Source organism: Syntrophothermus lipocalidus DSM 12680 (assembly GCF_000092405.1).
In the GTDB taxonomy this organism is placed as follows: Bacteria; Bacillota; Syntrophomonadia; order Syntrophomonadales; family Syntrophothermaceae; genus Syntrophothermus; species Syntrophothermus lipocalidus.
Genome location: NC_014220.1, coordinates 1844112 through 1859383, shown reverse-complemented (window position 1 = coordinate 1859383; position 15272 = coordinate 1844112). Strand labels below are relative to the sequence as shown.

Genomic DNA, 15272 nt, shown 5'->3' with positions numbered 1-15272 from the left:
CTTGTCCGTGAGGCTTAGACATTGACACGGAAGAACCGTCCCCTTGTGTCAATATGTCAATAACAAGGGCCGCAAGCAGACATACTGTGCTGACGGCCCCAAAATCCTATCTCAGTTTGCGTTTTCTGCCTCTGTCTTTTATGTGGCAGTTCCTGATTGGCGGTTGCTCTCTAAAACCCTAGGCCTTTTTCTTGACCAACATGCTGCTGGTATACTCGATTACCTGCTCGTTGCGCTGGTTATAAGTTTTGTTGTGGTAAATGAAGAGGAACATGTCGGGGTTCTTGGTCGAGCGGAAATCGACTACTTCGGCCTGGGCCGTTAGTGTGTCGCCGAAAAGGACTGGCTTGGTGACCTTGACGTTGTCGATCCCTACGTAGGCGTAAATCTCGTAGCCGTAGTTGCCCAAGAGCTCGGCCACCGTATCGGCATTGTGGACTAGTCCGTCGGCCACGACAAATATGACCGGGGCGGCCAAGGAACGCTCCTTGAACCATGTTCCTTTGGCGTACTCGGAGTTGCTGTGGACGGCCATGTTAAACCAGGTGAGCTGGTGCAGGATGGAAAAATCGCCGACATCGAGGGTGCGGCTGACCCGGCAAGGGATCTTGGTCCCGGCAGGAATCACGTTACTCATCTTATTCAACTCCCTCCCATTTGATTAAAAAATAAACAACATACGGCATGCTTGTACCGGATGTTTCCGGACGTCTCTCGATGAGCGCTCTAGGTACTACTTTCTTACTCCTGTCACTTGTTCACGTCGACGACCAGGTGCCCGTACACTCTTCCTTCTAGGATCTCCTTCACGTAATGCAGGACTTCTTCCAGCGAAATGAGCTTGTTTATCCTCTCCAGCGAAGAATCAGGCATGTCGGTTACCAGGCGATCCCAGGCGGCTATCCTCCTGGGGTTTGGGCACCAGACCGAGTCCACGCCTCTGAGGCTAACCCCGCGCAGAATGAAGGGCATAACAGTGGTCTTGAAGTTGTGTCCCCCGGCCAGTCCGCAGGCAGCAACGCAACCTCCGTAATTCATCTCTGACAAGAGTCGGGACAGAACTACACTTCCCACGGTGTCCACCGCTCCGGCCCACCGTTGGTGCTCCAGGGGACTCGGTTCCTCAGACCACTCGGGACCTGATATGCACTCTTTGGCTCCGATCTCCTTTAAGAAACCGTGAGTGTGCTCTTGGTCCGGCTTGGTGAGGGCTACTACGTGATATCCCAGGTTGGCCAGGATGGCGACCGCGTTGCTTCCTACTCCTCCTGCTGCCCCGGTTACGATGACCGGACCCTTGTCCGGGGTAACTCCGGCTTCCTCCAGGGTCATGACGCAGAGCATCGCGGTATACCCGGCGGTTCCTATTTGCATGGCCTTCTTGGTGTCCATACCTTTCGGAAGCGGGATGAGGAAGTTGGACTTGATCCGGGCCATCTGGGAGTAACCTCCCCAATATCTTTCGCCGACACTCCAACCGTTCAGTATAACCTGGTCCCCGGGTTTGAAGTCAGGAGAAGCTGATTCCACGACGGTTCCAGCGAGATCTAGCCCTGGCACCATAGGGAACTTGCGAAAAATCTTGTTTCGTCCCGCGAAACCCAGGCCTTCTTTGAAATTGACTGTTGAGTAGTCCACTTTAATGAGCACGTCTTCCGGTGGAAGATCATCGACGGTCAACTGCTTGATCTCGGCGACTATCTTCCCGTCGACTTGATCCACAACTATAGCCCTAAAAGTGTTTTCCCCCGCCATACACATACCACTCCCCAAAGCTCTACATCTTTTTCTTGCATACTCTTATCCCAACTTGTTGCGGTTCCCCAAGCCACCTCCTCTCATTATCGACGTGCTGCAAACCGAGCTGCGAATGCATTCTTCTTCCAAGGGCAGAAATCGGACAACTGGAATCAGTAATCAATTATGATTATTCGGCAATCATTCTATTTTTCCTTCGAGGGAAAATAAAAAGCATAACCCAGATGGGAACTCCGAGAAAAGAGACTGCTGAAGCGGTCCTACGCGGGAGATCGACGACAAAGGTCAGCGGGAAATGGATACGGGCCTGACTTAGAAAATCTGATTGAGAACAGGAAGATTAACGGATAGTATCGAATAAATAGTAAAATAGCATAAAGGATGTAGGTGCAATTTGAGGCTTTAAACCGGCGGGCTCAAACAGAAAACAGGAGGGAGATACGATGGCAGAAGAGATTCAACTGGTGGTATTCACTTTACGGGCTGGGGACAACGTGTGTGAATACGGGGTGCCGATTACCCAGGTCCAGGAGATCAACCGTCTCACGAAACCTACCAAACTACCTCAAGTCCCTGATTTTGTCGAAGGCATCATTAACCTGAGAGGGAATATAATACCGGTCATAGATCTCAAGAAGCGCTTCGCTATGACTACGGCCGAACAGACGGACGACAGCCGTATCATAGTAGTGGAAGTAGGGGGGCAGACGGTTGGCATAGTGGTGGACGAGGTGACTGAGGTTTTACGGTTACCACTTTCCAACATTGAGCCGCCGCCTGCCATTATAGGAGGAATAACGGCAGAATATCTTACGGGTGTTGGCAAACTTGACAACCGGTTGCTGATAATGCTGGACATGACTAAGATCCTTACCGAAACAGAAAAGCGGGAGCTGGAGGCTCTTGATGCAGCTAAAGCTTAAAAGAAATCTACATGGCATTACAGTAATTGTTAGAGAAACCTATGAAAGACAGGTTTTCTGCCCTGAAAATGGTATTCGGGGCTTTTATTTTGGAGATGATTGATAAATAATTTTAGAAAAAGAGGGACGTGGTTTTTTGCTTTTGGTGGGAGTAGATATTACCGAAATTAGCCGCATCGAGCGGGCTGCAACGCGAACACCGCGTTTCCTAAAAAGGGTTTATACCGAATCGGAATTATCCTACTGTTATTCGAAAAAAAATCCTTATCCTTCTTTGGCGGCGCGGTGGGCGGCCAAGGAGGCTTTCCATAAGCTTCATCCCCGGCTGTCAAGTCAGGTCAGGTTTACTGAGGTCGAAGTTGGAGTGGGCCCAGGCGGTAAGCCTGAGTTAAATTTGTATGGCGGGGCTCGGGAGAAGGCTTGGGAGGTCGAGCTAAGGGAGATAGATGTCAGTCTTTCTCATACTCGGGAAAATGCGATTGCTGTAGTTGTAGCCCGTATAGGGTAGGAGGGGACAGCGTTGAAAATAGTATCAGCACAAGAGATGAGGGATTTAGACCGGCGCGCTTCAACCGAATTTCACATTCCCAGTATAGTTTTGATGGAAAACGCCGGGTTAAGGGTGGTTGAGGCAGTACAGACTGCTTTAGCGGGCATCAAGCTGCCCCAGGTGGTGGTAATAGCCGGTAAAGGCAATAACGGGGGTGATGGCTTTGTTGTTTCCCGGCACCTTATCAACAGCGGTTTTCACGTGGATACTTTCCTGCTTGGAGATCCATCGAAATTGACTCCTGACGCGGCCTTGAATTTCCGCATACTTCAAAGCATCAGTGACCGGGTTTTCGTGGTATCAGACACGGGTGAATTGCAGGGGTTGCTCGCGCCGCTGTCTGGATGCGACCTGGTGGTAGATGCCATCTATGGTATCGGGTTTCACGGGGAGATGCCTTCCCTGGAGTCCGAGGTAGTGAAAATGGTCAACCAGTCAGGGAAGCCGGTGGTGGCGGTCGATATTCCTTCGGGAGTAGAAGCTGATACAGGTAAGGTTCGGGGAGAGGCAATCCGGGCGACCTGGACGGTTACCATGGCTTTGCCCAAGAAGGCTTTTTTCTTGGAGCCCGGGCGGAGCTATACCGGTATGTTGACCGTAGGCGATATATCCATCCCCCGCTGTTTGCTGGAGGCCCCGAATATCAAGACTAACCTGGTAACTGAGGATTGGGTGGCTCCTTGGTTTCTACCGCGACCAGCAGAGACTCACAAGGGAAGTTTTGGACATGTTTTGGTAGTTGGGGGTTCGGTAGGACTTACTGGGGCTGTAGTTATGGCAGCCGAGGCCGCACTGCGCAGCGGGGCCGGATTGGTGACAGCCGCGGTACCCCAATCTTTGCAGCCAGCGATAGAGAGCAGGTTGATAGAGGTGATGACTACTCCTTTGCCCGAGACTTCGCTCAAGACCATCTCACTGGAGGCCCTTCCGGCTCTGCAGAGTTTGTTGGAGAGGACATCGGTTTGCGTGGCGGGACCGGGAATGGGGAGGTACCCTGAAGCCAGAGCCGTGATCAGGTTTGTACTTGAGACAGCGGGGGTACCGGTAATCATAGATGCTGACGGGTTGAATGCTTTAGCAGAAGACCTGGGCGTTCTTAAGGACCGTCAAATCCCGGTAATCCTTACACCTCATCCAGGAGAAATGTCCGGTCTCTCAGGACTCAGTGTAGCCGAGATCCAGGCGGATCGTTTGGAAGTAGCCCGTGGGTTTGCTTCCGAATGGGGAGTAACCCTGGTACTTAAAGGGCACAACACGGTCATAGCCACTCCCGGCGGGGATGTATATGTAAATGTTACGGGAAATCCCGGTATGGCTACGGCTGGGAGCGGTGACGTATTAAGCGGGATAATTGCCGGTTTTATGGCCCAGGGCCTGCTACCTGACCAGGCAGCGATTTCAGGTGTTTACGTTCACGGGAAAGCCGGAGACGAAGCCAAGAAAGAAAAAGGGGAACGGGGGTTGAATGCTATGGATATCGTGCATTATATCCCAGCGGTTTTGAAGGCTTTCGAGTCAAGATGAAGGTGCCTAAGTAATATTCTTTAGAAAAGGGGTCTTAAATTGAAAGCGAAAGACATAATGACCAAAGAGGTTATAACTGTCCGGCCGGAACAAAGTGTAGAAGAAGTGGCTAAGATTTTGGCCGACAACCGGATCAGCGGGGTCCCAGTTGTGGATGACGCCGGAAAGCTGGTTGGGGTGGTCACGGAAAGTGACCTCATGATCAAAGCCCGTGATCTCGAATTGCCCTTTTACATCACGTTGTTCGACAGCATCATCTTTCTGCAGAGCCCGCGCCGGTTTAATGAGGAGCTAAAGAGGTTCACGGCTTCCAAGGTCAAAGATATCATGACCACACAGGTTGCAGCAGTAGATGAGGATACTCCACTGTTCGATATTGCTCGGCTGATGACGGCAAAATCTATCAACAGGGTTCCGGTGGTGCGCGACGGCAAGGTGGTAGGGATAGTGACCAGAAATGACGTGGTGAGGGCATTGGCAAGATCATGATGCATCTGGCAAGACCAACCTGGGCAGAGGTAGACTTGGGGGCTGTAGCCCACAACCTAAAAGAATTGAGAAACCTGCTTGTAGGGACAGCTCGCTTGATGCCGGTTGTGAAGGCTAACGCGTACGGGCACGGGATTCTGGAGGTTGCCAGGACATGTGTAGAGGAAGGGGCCGAGTTCTTAGCTGTGGCTCTTTTGGACGAAGCGCTCCTGCTCAAAGAAGCCGGGATTAATAGACCTAGAATTCTGGTGCTGGGCGCTACCTCCGAGGAAGGGGCCCAAGAGGCGGTTAAACAGGGGGTGCGGCTTACCTGTTTTGACCGGCGTCTGGCCGAAGCCGTTTCCCGAGTTGCCTGCAAGCTGCAGAAGCCCGGGTACATTCACATCAAGATCGACACCGGCATGGGACGGCTGGGATTTTATCCAGATGAAAGAGCATTGGCGGACATCGAGGAATTTCTTCGCCTGCCGGGACTAGAGGTAGAAGGGATTTTTACCCATTTTGCCGCAGCCGACGCCGCTGACAAGAGCTATACCGAATGGCAGCTCCGGCGTTTTCTGGACTTTGTGGGTGAACTCGAACAAAAAGGGGTTAAAATTCCTTTAAAACACGCGGCCAACAGCGCGGCTTTAATCGATTTACCATCAGCGCATCTCGACTTAGTGAGACCGGGCATAAGCGTTTACGGGCTGTGGCCTTCGGATGAAGTGGCGAACCGATGCTTAAACCTCATCCCGGCTATGCGGCTTCTCAGCCGGATTGTGATGCTGAAAGACCTGCCTCCAGGCCATGCCGTTAGCTACGGGTGTACTTACATTACAACCCGTACCACGAAGGTGGCTACGGTTCCTATCGGTTATGCTGATGGGTATAGTCGGTTACTTTCCGGCAAGGTACACGCGGTGGTAAGGGGAAAGCGGGTTTGCGGCATAGGGAGAATATGCATGGACCAGTGCATGTTTGACGTTTCGGAGGTCGAGGGGGTCAGAGAAGGGGATGAAGTTATCTTATTTGGACGGCCGGAGGACGGTGTTACTGCCGATGAGCTGGCCTCCCTCATCGGAACTATCAACTACGAAATCGTGTGTATGTTAGGGCCGCGCATACCCCGCATTTACAAGCGGAGTAAGTTGTAATTATTGGATTTGCGACCTTAACTGGCGACCGGTATAATAATTAATATCACTCATAGTGCGCGTATCAGCCTTAGGGGGTGCTCGGTTTGTCGGCCTCGAGAAGGATAATGATCACCGTACCGGAAAACCTATTACTGGAGCTGGAGGACATCTACGTTGCCGAGAGCAAAAACCGAAGCGAGATTATCCGCGAAGCCCTCAGGATGTACCTGGGGGAGCGCAGGAAAAGACTTATTAACGAGCAGATGAAAAAAGGATACATGGAGATGGCCGATATAAACCTGACCCTCGCTTGTGAGTGTTCCTCGGCTGATTACGAGGCCCTGATACAATGTTTAGAAAGGTTAATAACGGAGTGATGGGTTTGACAATAAAGCGTGGTGAAGTCTATTTTGCCCAACTCAACCCGGTCGTCGGCTCAGAGCAAGGAGGGATCAGACCGGTTCTCGTAGTTCAGAACGATATAGGTAATCAGTATAGTCCTACCACCATCGTGTTAGCTATTACATCGCAGATAAACAAGGCCAAGCTGCCTACGCATGTGGAACTTCGGGCCGCAAAATACGGTCTGGACAAAGATTCGGTCATACTGGGAGAACAGATACGCACTATCGACAAGACCAGGCTCAAACAACGGATTGCCTTTTTGGATGAAGAGACCATGGCCAAAGTGAATCACGCCTTGGAAATAAGCTTGGGATTGGTCGATGCCTAATTTATCTACATAAGAATGAAATGAGAGGAAACAGGCAGTAACGCCTGTTTCGCTGTTTATTCAGAACGGTTGTAAGCTAGTTTCGGGGAGGAATACCGATTGGGGGTAAGAATAGGGATCACTTGCTCTTTTGAGCCGGACGAAAACCGTCATTACCTGAGAAGGGACTACATAGACAAGATACTGAACGCCGGGGGTGTGCCTGTAATCCTGCCGCCGACGAATGACAGAGATGTTATAACGGAATACAAGGAAACTTGTCATGGCTTGCTCCTAGCCGGGGGTGGGGATGTTGATCCAGTTAACTGGGGCGAAGAGCCGCATCCTGATTTAGGAACAGTGGATCCAACAAGAGATGAGTTTGAACTGGCCTTGATGAAGTGCGCTATGGAAGAGGATTTGCCTGTTTTGGGAATATGCCGCGGGGCTCAGGTCATAAACGTCGCTTTTGGAGGGAGTCTGTACCAACATTTGGCGGGAGGAATTTCCCACCAGCAGAAAGCGCCCCCAAGTCACGCTTTTCATGGTATATTGGTAGTAAGGGACACCCGCTTGTATCGCATTTCTGGTAGTGATACTTTAAGGGTGAATAGTTTTCATCACCAAGCAGTGCGAGAAATCGGAGAAAATCTCATCATATCTGCGACTGCTTGTGACGGAGTGATAGAAGCGGTAGAGTCGGTATGCCACCGTTTTATTCTTGGGGTGCAGTGGCATCCGGAGTTGATGACGGATAAAGTCTCGGAAAATCTGTTCAAGGCGTTGGTCGATGCTGGCCGAGAAAGGATTAAGAATTAAGAATTAAGAATTAAGAATTAAGAATTATAAGGCCGGTTTTTGGGAGCGGGTTTTGGGGCGAACCGGGGAAAGACAGTTTTCAAGTTTTCATAGGATAAAGTATGCGGGAGGTTTGGGATGCTAGCGATACGTGGGGGTAGGGTTTATACGATGTCAGCTGCCGGGGTCCTGAACAATGCGACTGTTTTGATTGACGGAGACCGGATAAAGGCAGTTGGCTTCGACGTGGAGATTCCCGCGGGATGCGAGGTCATAGAGGCGGCTGATAAGCACGTGTGCCCAGGGCTGATCGACGCCCACTGCCACCTGGGATTGGAGGAAGAAGTCTACCGGGTGGAAGGGGATGACCTGAACGAAACCACAGACCCTCTGACTCCGTACCTTATGGCCTTGGACGGCATCAATTTTTGGGATATCGGGTTTACCGATGCGGTTCGTGCCGGAGTGACAACGGTCTTGGTATTGCCGGGAAGTGCCAACGTTATCGGGGGGCAGGCGGCTTTGCTCAAGACTTGGGGCCCCAGACCTTTGGATATGGTTTACCGCAGTTCTTGGGGCTTAAAGGCGGCGCTGGGAGAAAACCCCAAAAGAGTCTACGGATCCCAGAACAAGGCCCCGCGTACCCGCATGGCCAGCGCTGCCATGTTAAGGGAAGCGTTCTATGTTGCGGCCAAGTCATTAGATCAGCCTAAGGACTTGAAAGCCAAAGACGAATTCGAGCAAATGCCTTTGGGTAAAGTGTTACAGGGGAAAATGCCTCTTTATATACATGTTCACCGAGCGGATGATATTTTGACTGCTTTGCGTTTGAAGGACGAGTTCGGGATTGATATGGTCATACAGCACGGAACCGAGGCTTTCATGGTAGCTGACGAGCTGGCGGCAAGAGGAGTAAAGGTGGCATTGGGCCCGCTTTTGGTCAATCGGGCGAAAGTGGAGCTGAAGGAGGTTTCGTTCAGAAACGCGCGGCGCCTTCACGAGGCCGGGGTCGAGTTTTGCTTTATTACGGACCACCCGGTAATTCCCATTCAGTATTTGAGCGTTTGCGCGGGACTGGCGGTAAGGGAAGGACTGGATGAAGAGGTTGCGATGGCGGCGATTACTTCTCGGGCAGCTGTCATATTGGGGATGCAAGACGAAATAGGCACGATTGAGGAAGGGAAAAAGGCGGATATTGTGATTTTTTCCCACCATCCACTGGAAATCAAAGCCAGAGCTGAAGCCGTACTGGTGGGTGGGCGGCTGTGGAGGGATACTTGTCATGGATAAAGGGGATCTGTTTACCGTTTACTTAGATGGGGTTCAGATGACCGTGTGTATAGTGAATATTTATAAAGAAGAGCCGTCGGGGCGTGATGTGGCGGTATTGGCGGTTATTGACCAGGATAACCTTATTCACATTCCGGTGTCTGATCTAAAAGCGTTTTTTGCATCTAAACAATGGGCTAACTAGTGCGGATAAGGGGTGAACGGGACCGGTTGCGTTTAGCTAGGTACTTGGCGGCTGCAGGTATAACCTCGCGTCGCAAGGCTGAAACCTTGATTCAAGCGGGAAGGGTTAAGGTCAACGGCCGGGTGGTCAGGGAGTTAGGATTTGTAATAAACGAAGAGAAAGACCAAGTGGAACTGGATGGGTGGCTTTTGCACAGGGAGGAGCCTGTCTACATTTTACTGAACAAGCCTTCAGGTTATCTATGTACTTTGGCCGATACCCACGGGCGACCCACGGTAGTAGACTTATTAAGGGGCGTGACCCAACGGGTGTACCCGGTCGGGAGGTTGGATTATGATACCGAGGGCCTGCTTTTGCTTTCAAATGACGGTGATTTTACCCATCTGATGACGCACCCCCGCTTTGAGATAGAAAAAGTGTACGAAGCTTGGGTTCAGGGGATGGTCAGCCGCAAGGCGATAGAACGGCTTAGAGCAGGGGTAATAATTGACGCGGTTAAGACAGCCCCGGCTAAGGTTAGAGTACTAGCAAAGCGAAAGGATCGGACGTTAATGGAAATAAGGATTCATGAGGGGCGAAAGCGCCAGGTGAAGAAGATGTGCGCTTCCGTAGGACATCCTGTCGTTGCCTTGAAACGGACCAGGTTTGGCGACCTAACCCTAGATGGGTTACGGCCCGGGGAATTTCGCTATTTGACCAAGGATGAGGTGGAATATTTACAGAACCTAGCAAAAGGACAAATTAGATAGAACGCTTCGAAAACGGAAGGACAAATGGATTTTTTTCTCGAAGTACACTAATTGGACACATATCGGTCAAGCACTTTGTTTTGGAGAAAAACATCAAGGCAGGTGACGAGGGACAGGTGGAGGGTCTGAGAATTAGAGTTCGTTTCGATTACAAGGGGGTACGGGCCGGAAAGCTTTTCGGCGGCAAGAGCGCGGAACAGGTCGCGGAAGAGGTGCGAGAACAGAAGGTAGCTTTTCTGCGTAATGTTCCGTTCCAGGGCATTCATATTGAAGATATTGATTTAAGCCCGGACGTGTATACGGTGATGGATGAGTTTTCTGGGCAAACGGTGGGGTTTGCTCCGGCTAATATAACCTTCTGGGCTGACAGTTTAGACGATGCCCTTCGTTTTATAGTGAAAGAAGAGTTTCGTAAAGTGGAGGTGCTGGAACCGGATCAGGCAGTTTTGACCAGGTATGATATGGAAAGGTTGCTTTTCAAGGCTAATGAGGCACTTAGAGAGTTTAAGGTGTATATGAGGAGAAAGTTAGAGAGAAGCTAGGGGAATGGCGATGACGAACATCACACTGGAACAACTGGTGGCCTCGGTAGATGACATACCGGCCTTGCCCAGCGTGACTATCCAGGTTATTAAGCTTACCGAAGATCCCGATTCGACTGCTGAAGACGTCAACCGGGTGATAACCCAGGATCAGGGACTCACCGCCAAGGTTTTGAGGTTGGCCAACTCGGCGTATTACGGGTTTCCACGGAGGATAAGGACTGTAACGGAAGCTACGGTACTCCTCGGTTTCCAAACTATCAAGAGTCTTGCTCTTGCTGCTTCTGTTAGTGAGGTCTTGAATCGGGAAGTGCAAGGCTACGCGCTGCCGGCGGGAGAGCTTTGGCGTCATTCCCAGGCGGTAGCCATTTCTTGCCGGATGATAGCGAGAACCGTAAAGTTCAGGAACCAGGAAGAGGCATATACGGCCGGCTTGCTCCACGATATAGGCAAGGTTATACTTAACCGCCACCTACAGGAGGCATATCAGGAGGTCATCGACAGTGTTCAAAAGAATGGAACCTCGTTTATAGAAGCGGAGGAGAAGATCCTGGGGTTTAACCACGCCCAGGTCGGCTCTCGGATTGCAGAAAAGTGGAACCTCCCTGACGGATTGGTGGAAGCCATAGCTTGTCATCACTCGCCGGGTGCCGCCCGTATTAATTCTACTTTAACCTCGATTGTTCATTTAGCTGATGCTATGGTCATGATGATGGGGATAGGTTTAGGGGTGGACGGACTCGATTATTCATTTGAGTTCAGTACATTACACGCGCTGGGGCTCTCAGACAAGAGTGTCGAAGAGATGATGGCTAGGCTGAGCGAAATTCTGGCTGACGAAAGCTGCTTTCTTTTGTAAACGAATCCGAATGCAAAACGGGAAGACACAGCCAGGAGATACTCGGATCGAGTATCTCCTGGTATGTCATTTTTATTTATTAGTTAGACTACCGAACAGGTAATGGATTTTCTCACCGGCTCCGGAATAAGATCTCCGACCTTACCGGAAGCTACACAGACGTGCGTATCGGCAGCGCCGTAGTATACGAGGATTTCGTCTTCGGCACCGAGAACAGGTTTATCCTCTACCGGAACAGCTCCGCAGGTGAAAACGACATTCGGGACCCACGATTCTCCCGGTTTGCCTATTTCATATTCGGTTTCGGGGGAAAGTATGGGGTTGGGTGAACGGTACAGAACCCGCGCGGGGTTGTTGTGATCCACCAGTATTACTCCCAGACGATAAACCCGATTACGATCTACCCCGTGGTAGATCATCAACCATCCGTATCTGGTCTTAATGGGCTGAGTCCCCGCTCCGATCTTCAGAGAGTCCCACATCCGCCCGGAGCGCGGACCGAATATGATGGCATGTTTCTCTTTCGGAACTGGGAAGGCCAGTTCATCCATGTAAGAGACCCATACGCTGGGCTCGATTCGGTGATAAATAACGTACTTGTTATTTATCTTTTCCGGGAATATAATGGCGTCTTTATTCCATATATCTTCGAAAGCCAGGCCAATTCGTTTCCAACGGTCAAAACGGCGGTTCAGAAAGTCGTCCAGGCTGATGGAGGCCGCGGCGATCTGGGCAATCTGGCCGTCATAAGCGGTGTATACCATGTACAGCTCGTTATCGATGACTACTACCCTCGGGTCTTCACATCCCTTTTTCTCTTTGGCATCAGCCGGGAAGTATACCGGTTCGGGCAGCCTTTCCAGGATGTTATAACCTTCAGATATTGCCAGCCCGATACGCGATACCTCATCATCTCCGTAAGCCCGGTAGAGGATATAGACTTTATCTTTGAGACGGAAGGTACCGGCATTGAGGACGTATTTGCTTTCCCAAGGATGGTCTTTTATGGGAGAAAGGATGGGGTTGCCTTCGTATCTCACCAGGGGCTTGGCTGGAGGATAATCTGCCATTTCCTGTGGTACCACTATTACGTCTTTGGGTATGCCGCCAACCAGTGCTTGTAACAAGTTTTCGCTGGCTTTACCTTCACCGATGAGTTGGACCGTCAGTTGCATGATGTCCTGCACGTCATAGCCGAGTTCACTATAAATATCTTCGAGCAGGTCATGGTTGAACCATTTTTCCTCTACGTGGCTGGAAAGAGGAGTTGGTATCCCTTTGCCTCCTTTATAACTGTAACTGGCCCAGGTCCAGGCAGAACAGGGAAGGAAAGTACCATCATCAAGAATCTGGCTGAGTCCATAGCTTTCAGCCATCAACTCGAGGGCACGCGCGTTGTCGAGTTGATCTTGGGTACACAGCTTTTGCGCCAGTTCTCTTAGCATGTTCACCAAAGCCCGGTGATGGGAATTCTCGAAAATATTGTGAGCAGAAAAGGCGTCGGTCTGATAGCGACCGATCAAGGAGTTCCGGATTTTCTCACCGAGGTTTTTCTTTTCACGTGCATACGTTTTCCAGAGCAGAGAATAGTTTTGGGCTATCATTATGTGTCGCAATATATGCAGGCAGTATCGCAGCCGCGGAAATTCGCCACCTAGTCCTTTGCTCAAGGGGTTAACAGTTATGCGGGTTGTAATCTTGTTGATATCAGAAATGCTGCCCTGACGAACTGTTCCTCCCAGAACCTTGCTCCCCAGGACAATCGGCTTGATGTCAACCTCAGCCATGTCCTCAGGCGTAATGTTGTCCAGAATCCACAACAAGGCCCGGTCCACGTATTTCCTGTTTTCCATAAGATTGGCCAGGCTGGTAGCATCACGGGCATCCATGTTATCTATGAGCTCGCGGGCTGTCTTGAAGCCGGCAGGAATGATGACGTTGAGCGGCGGAAAACGGAGCAGCATTTCTTTGAAGACATCGGTCTTGATGCTGAACATCTTAGGTATGGGCATCAACCCGAAGATGCCTTGTACCACTGCTTCTGCTCCTTCCTCGGCGTAGAGATCTCCCGGAATCATGCGCTCTAAGACTATTTCTAATTCGTACATAAAATCCCGTAGAGCCCGGACGATGGTACCGGGATCCGCATCTTGTGCTAGCCCTAGGCCGGAAGTGATAAACCGGTTAAAAGCATCCTGGTACTTGTTTTGCAGTCTATTGAACACACCTTCCGTCCAGACGACCCGGCCGCCCCTGCCTTCGATTCGTTTAGGCAAGATGACCGGCATGCCGGGGATAAACTCTAAGTAATAAGTTGGGGTCAGTGGAGGTTTTATCTCTTGGGCTTTTTCCAACCAAGTTTTCGTAAAGTCTTCTTTCAGTTCGCGAAATTCATCGCTTTGCTGGGTTTTCAAGGCGTTAGCTGCCGCTTTCATGAAGGTCGGTAAGCTAACCGGGACCGCGGTCTTACCAAAGGATTCTTCTATTTCTGTTAACTCTGAGACAAAGCAGGCCAGCCTGCCGTCAAAGGCGAAGGTGAGGGCGTTCAAAATGTCATCCCGCTGTATGCCGTTGTCAAACCAGTAATGGATAAGGAAACGGTTGACCAGCTGAGCCCAGATGTTGGCGTTGAAACTGCACACCGGGTCAGTGTGGTTAAAGTCTCTGGTAGGCGTATAAACTATTTTTTCTAAAACGTTGTACACTTCTTGAGGCAGAGTTTTTCGGTAAAGAACATTGTAGTGATTGAAACTGCGCTTGAAAGTCAAAACGAGGTCTCGCAGAGAAAAAGACGCTGCATAAGGAGTGTCGCGATATTCGCACCCGGATATGTCGGGAGTTCGAGCTATGGAACTCGGGCGAGCGGTCCAGTAGTCTTCATCTTTCTTTAAGCAAGTAAAGAGCGAAGCCGCGGTTTCTTTGAAGACGTAGTTAACTTTTTCCAGGGAAGCAGCGGCCAGTTTGGCTCCGAGCTTGACTTCGCAAATTTTCTTATTCCAAATAATAGCTCGGGTGACTAGCCAGGGGTCGATGCCGTAACCCTGGGTGATGTCAGTCCAAAACTTGATTTCTATAGCATAGTTTTCTACTAGATCGTGGGACATGGCGTAGACACCGCTCAAGGGATCTTGAAACCGGTAGCCGTAATAGGTTTCAAGCAAAGGAGCCGCGAAGAGCCCTCCGATGACATCTTCGAAGTGATGCCGTTCGAAATTACCTACGGCCAGATCGTGTTCTTCTCTTATAGGTGTCAGCAAACGGCGAATCCAGTCGGGTTGAAAACCCCGCAATCCTTCTTGCTTAAGGTCGGCAGCTAGTATGACCAAGTCGGCTGTAAGCAGGTTCGCTATCTCAATTATGGCCCTGATACTTGATCCCCGTCCGTTGATACCGGGTTTCATCAGGAACCCGCAAAAAGGAACGTTCAAGCCTGCCTGGTTGATTACTTCCAGCACTTCAGCTCCAGCCGGATCCCCTACACAGAGGAGAAGGGCAGCCCTAAGAGGCTCGATATCTTGAAGGCCTTTTTGTACCAGGGCCAAGACCTCAGGCAGGACTTCTTTTTCGTTGTAAAAGGGTATACCGATGATGAGGTCGACGTCCTGCATCGTCTGCACTTGTTTTGCTGCTTCTTCTATGCTTTGATCAAATAAGGCTTCCAGAATTGCGCTTTGTTCTGAAGACATTACGATCCTCCCCAAGACGTTTATCTACTTATACTTCATTGTAATGCACTTGTCCTGCCGGGTCACCAGTCTTGGCGCCGATTTTTTTGG

16 protein-coding genes are annotated in these 15272 nt (G+C 50.6%); 13 read left to right on the top strand and 3 right to left on the bottom strand.

Going from position 1 to position 15272, the window contains the following annotated elements; genetic code table 11:
• Nucleotides 1–178 precede the first annotated feature (178 nt).
• Nucleotides 179–637: an FAS1-like dehydratase domain-containing protein gene (locus tag SLIP_RS08920; protein ID WP_013175948.1), complete on the bottom strand. Its 459-nt coding sequence runs from the start codon at nucleotides 635–637 to the stop codon at nucleotides 179–181.
• A 113-nt stretch (nucleotides 638–750) separates the two neighbouring features.
• Entirely contained in the window at nucleotides 751–1755 is a 1005-nt protein-coding gene (locus SLIP_RS08915) for an MDR family oxidoreductase (RefSeq protein WP_013175947.1), read from the bottom strand.
• Nucleotides 1756–2201: 446 nt separating this feature from the next.
• Here SLIP_RS08915 and SLIP_RS08910 point away from each other — a divergent pair, with 446 nt between their 5' ends.
• The 13 genes from SLIP_RS08910 (at nucleotide 2202) to SLIP_RS08850 (ending at nucleotide 11496) form a co-directional block, all read left to right on the top strand.
• Entirely contained in the window at nucleotides 2202–2681 is a 480-nt protein-coding gene (locus SLIP_RS08910; RefSeq protein WP_013175946.1) for a chemotaxis protein CheW, read from the top strand.
• A 145-nt stretch (nucleotides 2682–2826) separates the two neighbouring features.
• Nucleotides 2827–3189: a holo-ACP synthase gene (gene acpS / locus SLIP_RS08905; protein WP_242649160.1), complete on the top strand. Its 363-nt coding sequence runs from the start codon at nucleotides 2827–2829 to the stop codon at nucleotides 3187–3189.
• Nucleotides 3190–3201: 12 nt separating this feature from the next.
• On the top strand, nucleotides 3202–4755 hold the full coding sequence (locus SLIP_RS08900) for a bifunctional ADP-dependent NAD(P)H-hydrate dehydratase/NAD(P)H-hydrate epimerase (protein ID WP_013175943.1): 1554 nt from the start codon (nucleotides 3202–3204) through the stop codon (nucleotides 4753–4755).
• 39 nt (nucleotides 4756–4794) lie between these two features.
• Nucleotides 4795–5244 carry a CBS domain-containing protein gene (locus tag SLIP_RS08895; protein WP_013175942.1) on the top strand — a complete coding sequence of 150 codons (450 nt, stop codon included), beginning with the start codon at nucleotides 4795–4797 and terminating at the stop codon, nucleotides 5242–5244.
• Nucleotides 5241–6380, top strand: a complete 1140-nt coding sequence (gene alr / locus SLIP_RS08890) for an alanine racemase (RefSeq protein ID WP_013175941.1) — start codon at nucleotides 5241–5243, stop codon at nucleotides 6378–6380. Before SLIP_RS08895 ends, alr begins: the two co-directional genes overlap by 4 nt.
• A gap of 86 nt (nucleotides 6381–6466) precedes the next feature.
• Entirely contained in the window at nucleotides 6467–6739 is a 273-nt protein-coding gene (locus SLIP_RS08885; protein WP_013175940.1) for a CopG family ribbon-helix-helix protein, read from the top strand.
• 5 nt (nucleotides 6740–6744) lie between these two features.
• Nucleotides 6745–7095, top strand: coding sequence for a type II toxin-antitoxin system PemK/MazF family toxin (locus SLIP_RS08880; protein WP_041433572.1), 351 nt, complete (start codon nucleotides 6745–6747; stop codon nucleotides 7093–7095).
• 99 nt (nucleotides 7096–7194) lie between these two features.
• On the top strand, nucleotides 7195–7893 hold the full coding sequence (locus tag SLIP_RS08875; RefSeq protein WP_013175938.1) for a gamma-glutamyl-gamma-aminobutyrate hydrolase family protein: 699 nt from the start codon (nucleotides 7195–7197) through the stop codon (nucleotides 7891–7893).
• 117 nt (nucleotides 7894–8010) lie between these two features.
• Nucleotides 8011–9162 carry an amidohydrolase gene (locus SLIP_RS08870; protein ID WP_013175937.1) on the top strand — a complete coding sequence of 384 codons (1152 nt, stop codon included), beginning with the start codon at nucleotides 8011–8013 and terminating at the stop codon, nucleotides 9160–9162.
• Nucleotides 9155–9346, top strand: a complete 192-nt coding sequence (locus tag SLIP_RS08865; protein ID WP_013175936.1) for a hypothetical protein — start codon at nucleotides 9155–9157, stop codon at nucleotides 9344–9346. The genes SLIP_RS08870 and SLIP_RS08865 overlap by 8 nt, the downstream gene beginning before the upstream one ends.
• A gap of 26 nt (nucleotides 9347–9372) precedes the next feature.
• On the top strand, nucleotides 9373–10095 hold the full coding sequence (locus SLIP_RS08860; protein ID WP_041432953.1) for a pseudouridine synthase: 723 nt from the start codon (nucleotides 9373–9375) through the stop codon (nucleotides 10093–10095).
• A gap of 116 nt (nucleotides 10096–10211) precedes the next feature.
• Nucleotides 10212–10637 carry a hypothetical protein gene (locus SLIP_RS08855; RefSeq protein ID WP_242649094.1) on the top strand — a complete coding sequence of 142 codons (426 nt, stop codon included), beginning with the start codon at nucleotides 10212–10214 and terminating at the stop codon, nucleotides 10635–10637.
• 10 nt (nucleotides 10638–10647) lie between these two features.
• A complete protein-coding gene (locus SLIP_RS08850) occupies nucleotides 10648–11496 on the top strand; it encodes an HDOD domain-containing protein (protein WP_041432950.1) in 849 nt (282 codons plus the stop codon).
• Nucleotides 11497–11579: 83 nt separating this feature from the next.
• Here SLIP_RS08850 and SLIP_RS08845 read toward each other — a convergent pair whose 3' ends face one another.
• Nucleotides 11580–15182: a glycoside hydrolase family 130 protein gene (locus SLIP_RS08845; RefSeq protein ID WP_013175932.1), complete on the bottom strand. Its 3603-nt coding sequence runs from the start codon at nucleotides 15180–15182 to the stop codon at nucleotides 11580–11582.
• Nucleotides 15183–15272 lie beyond the last annotated feature (90 nt).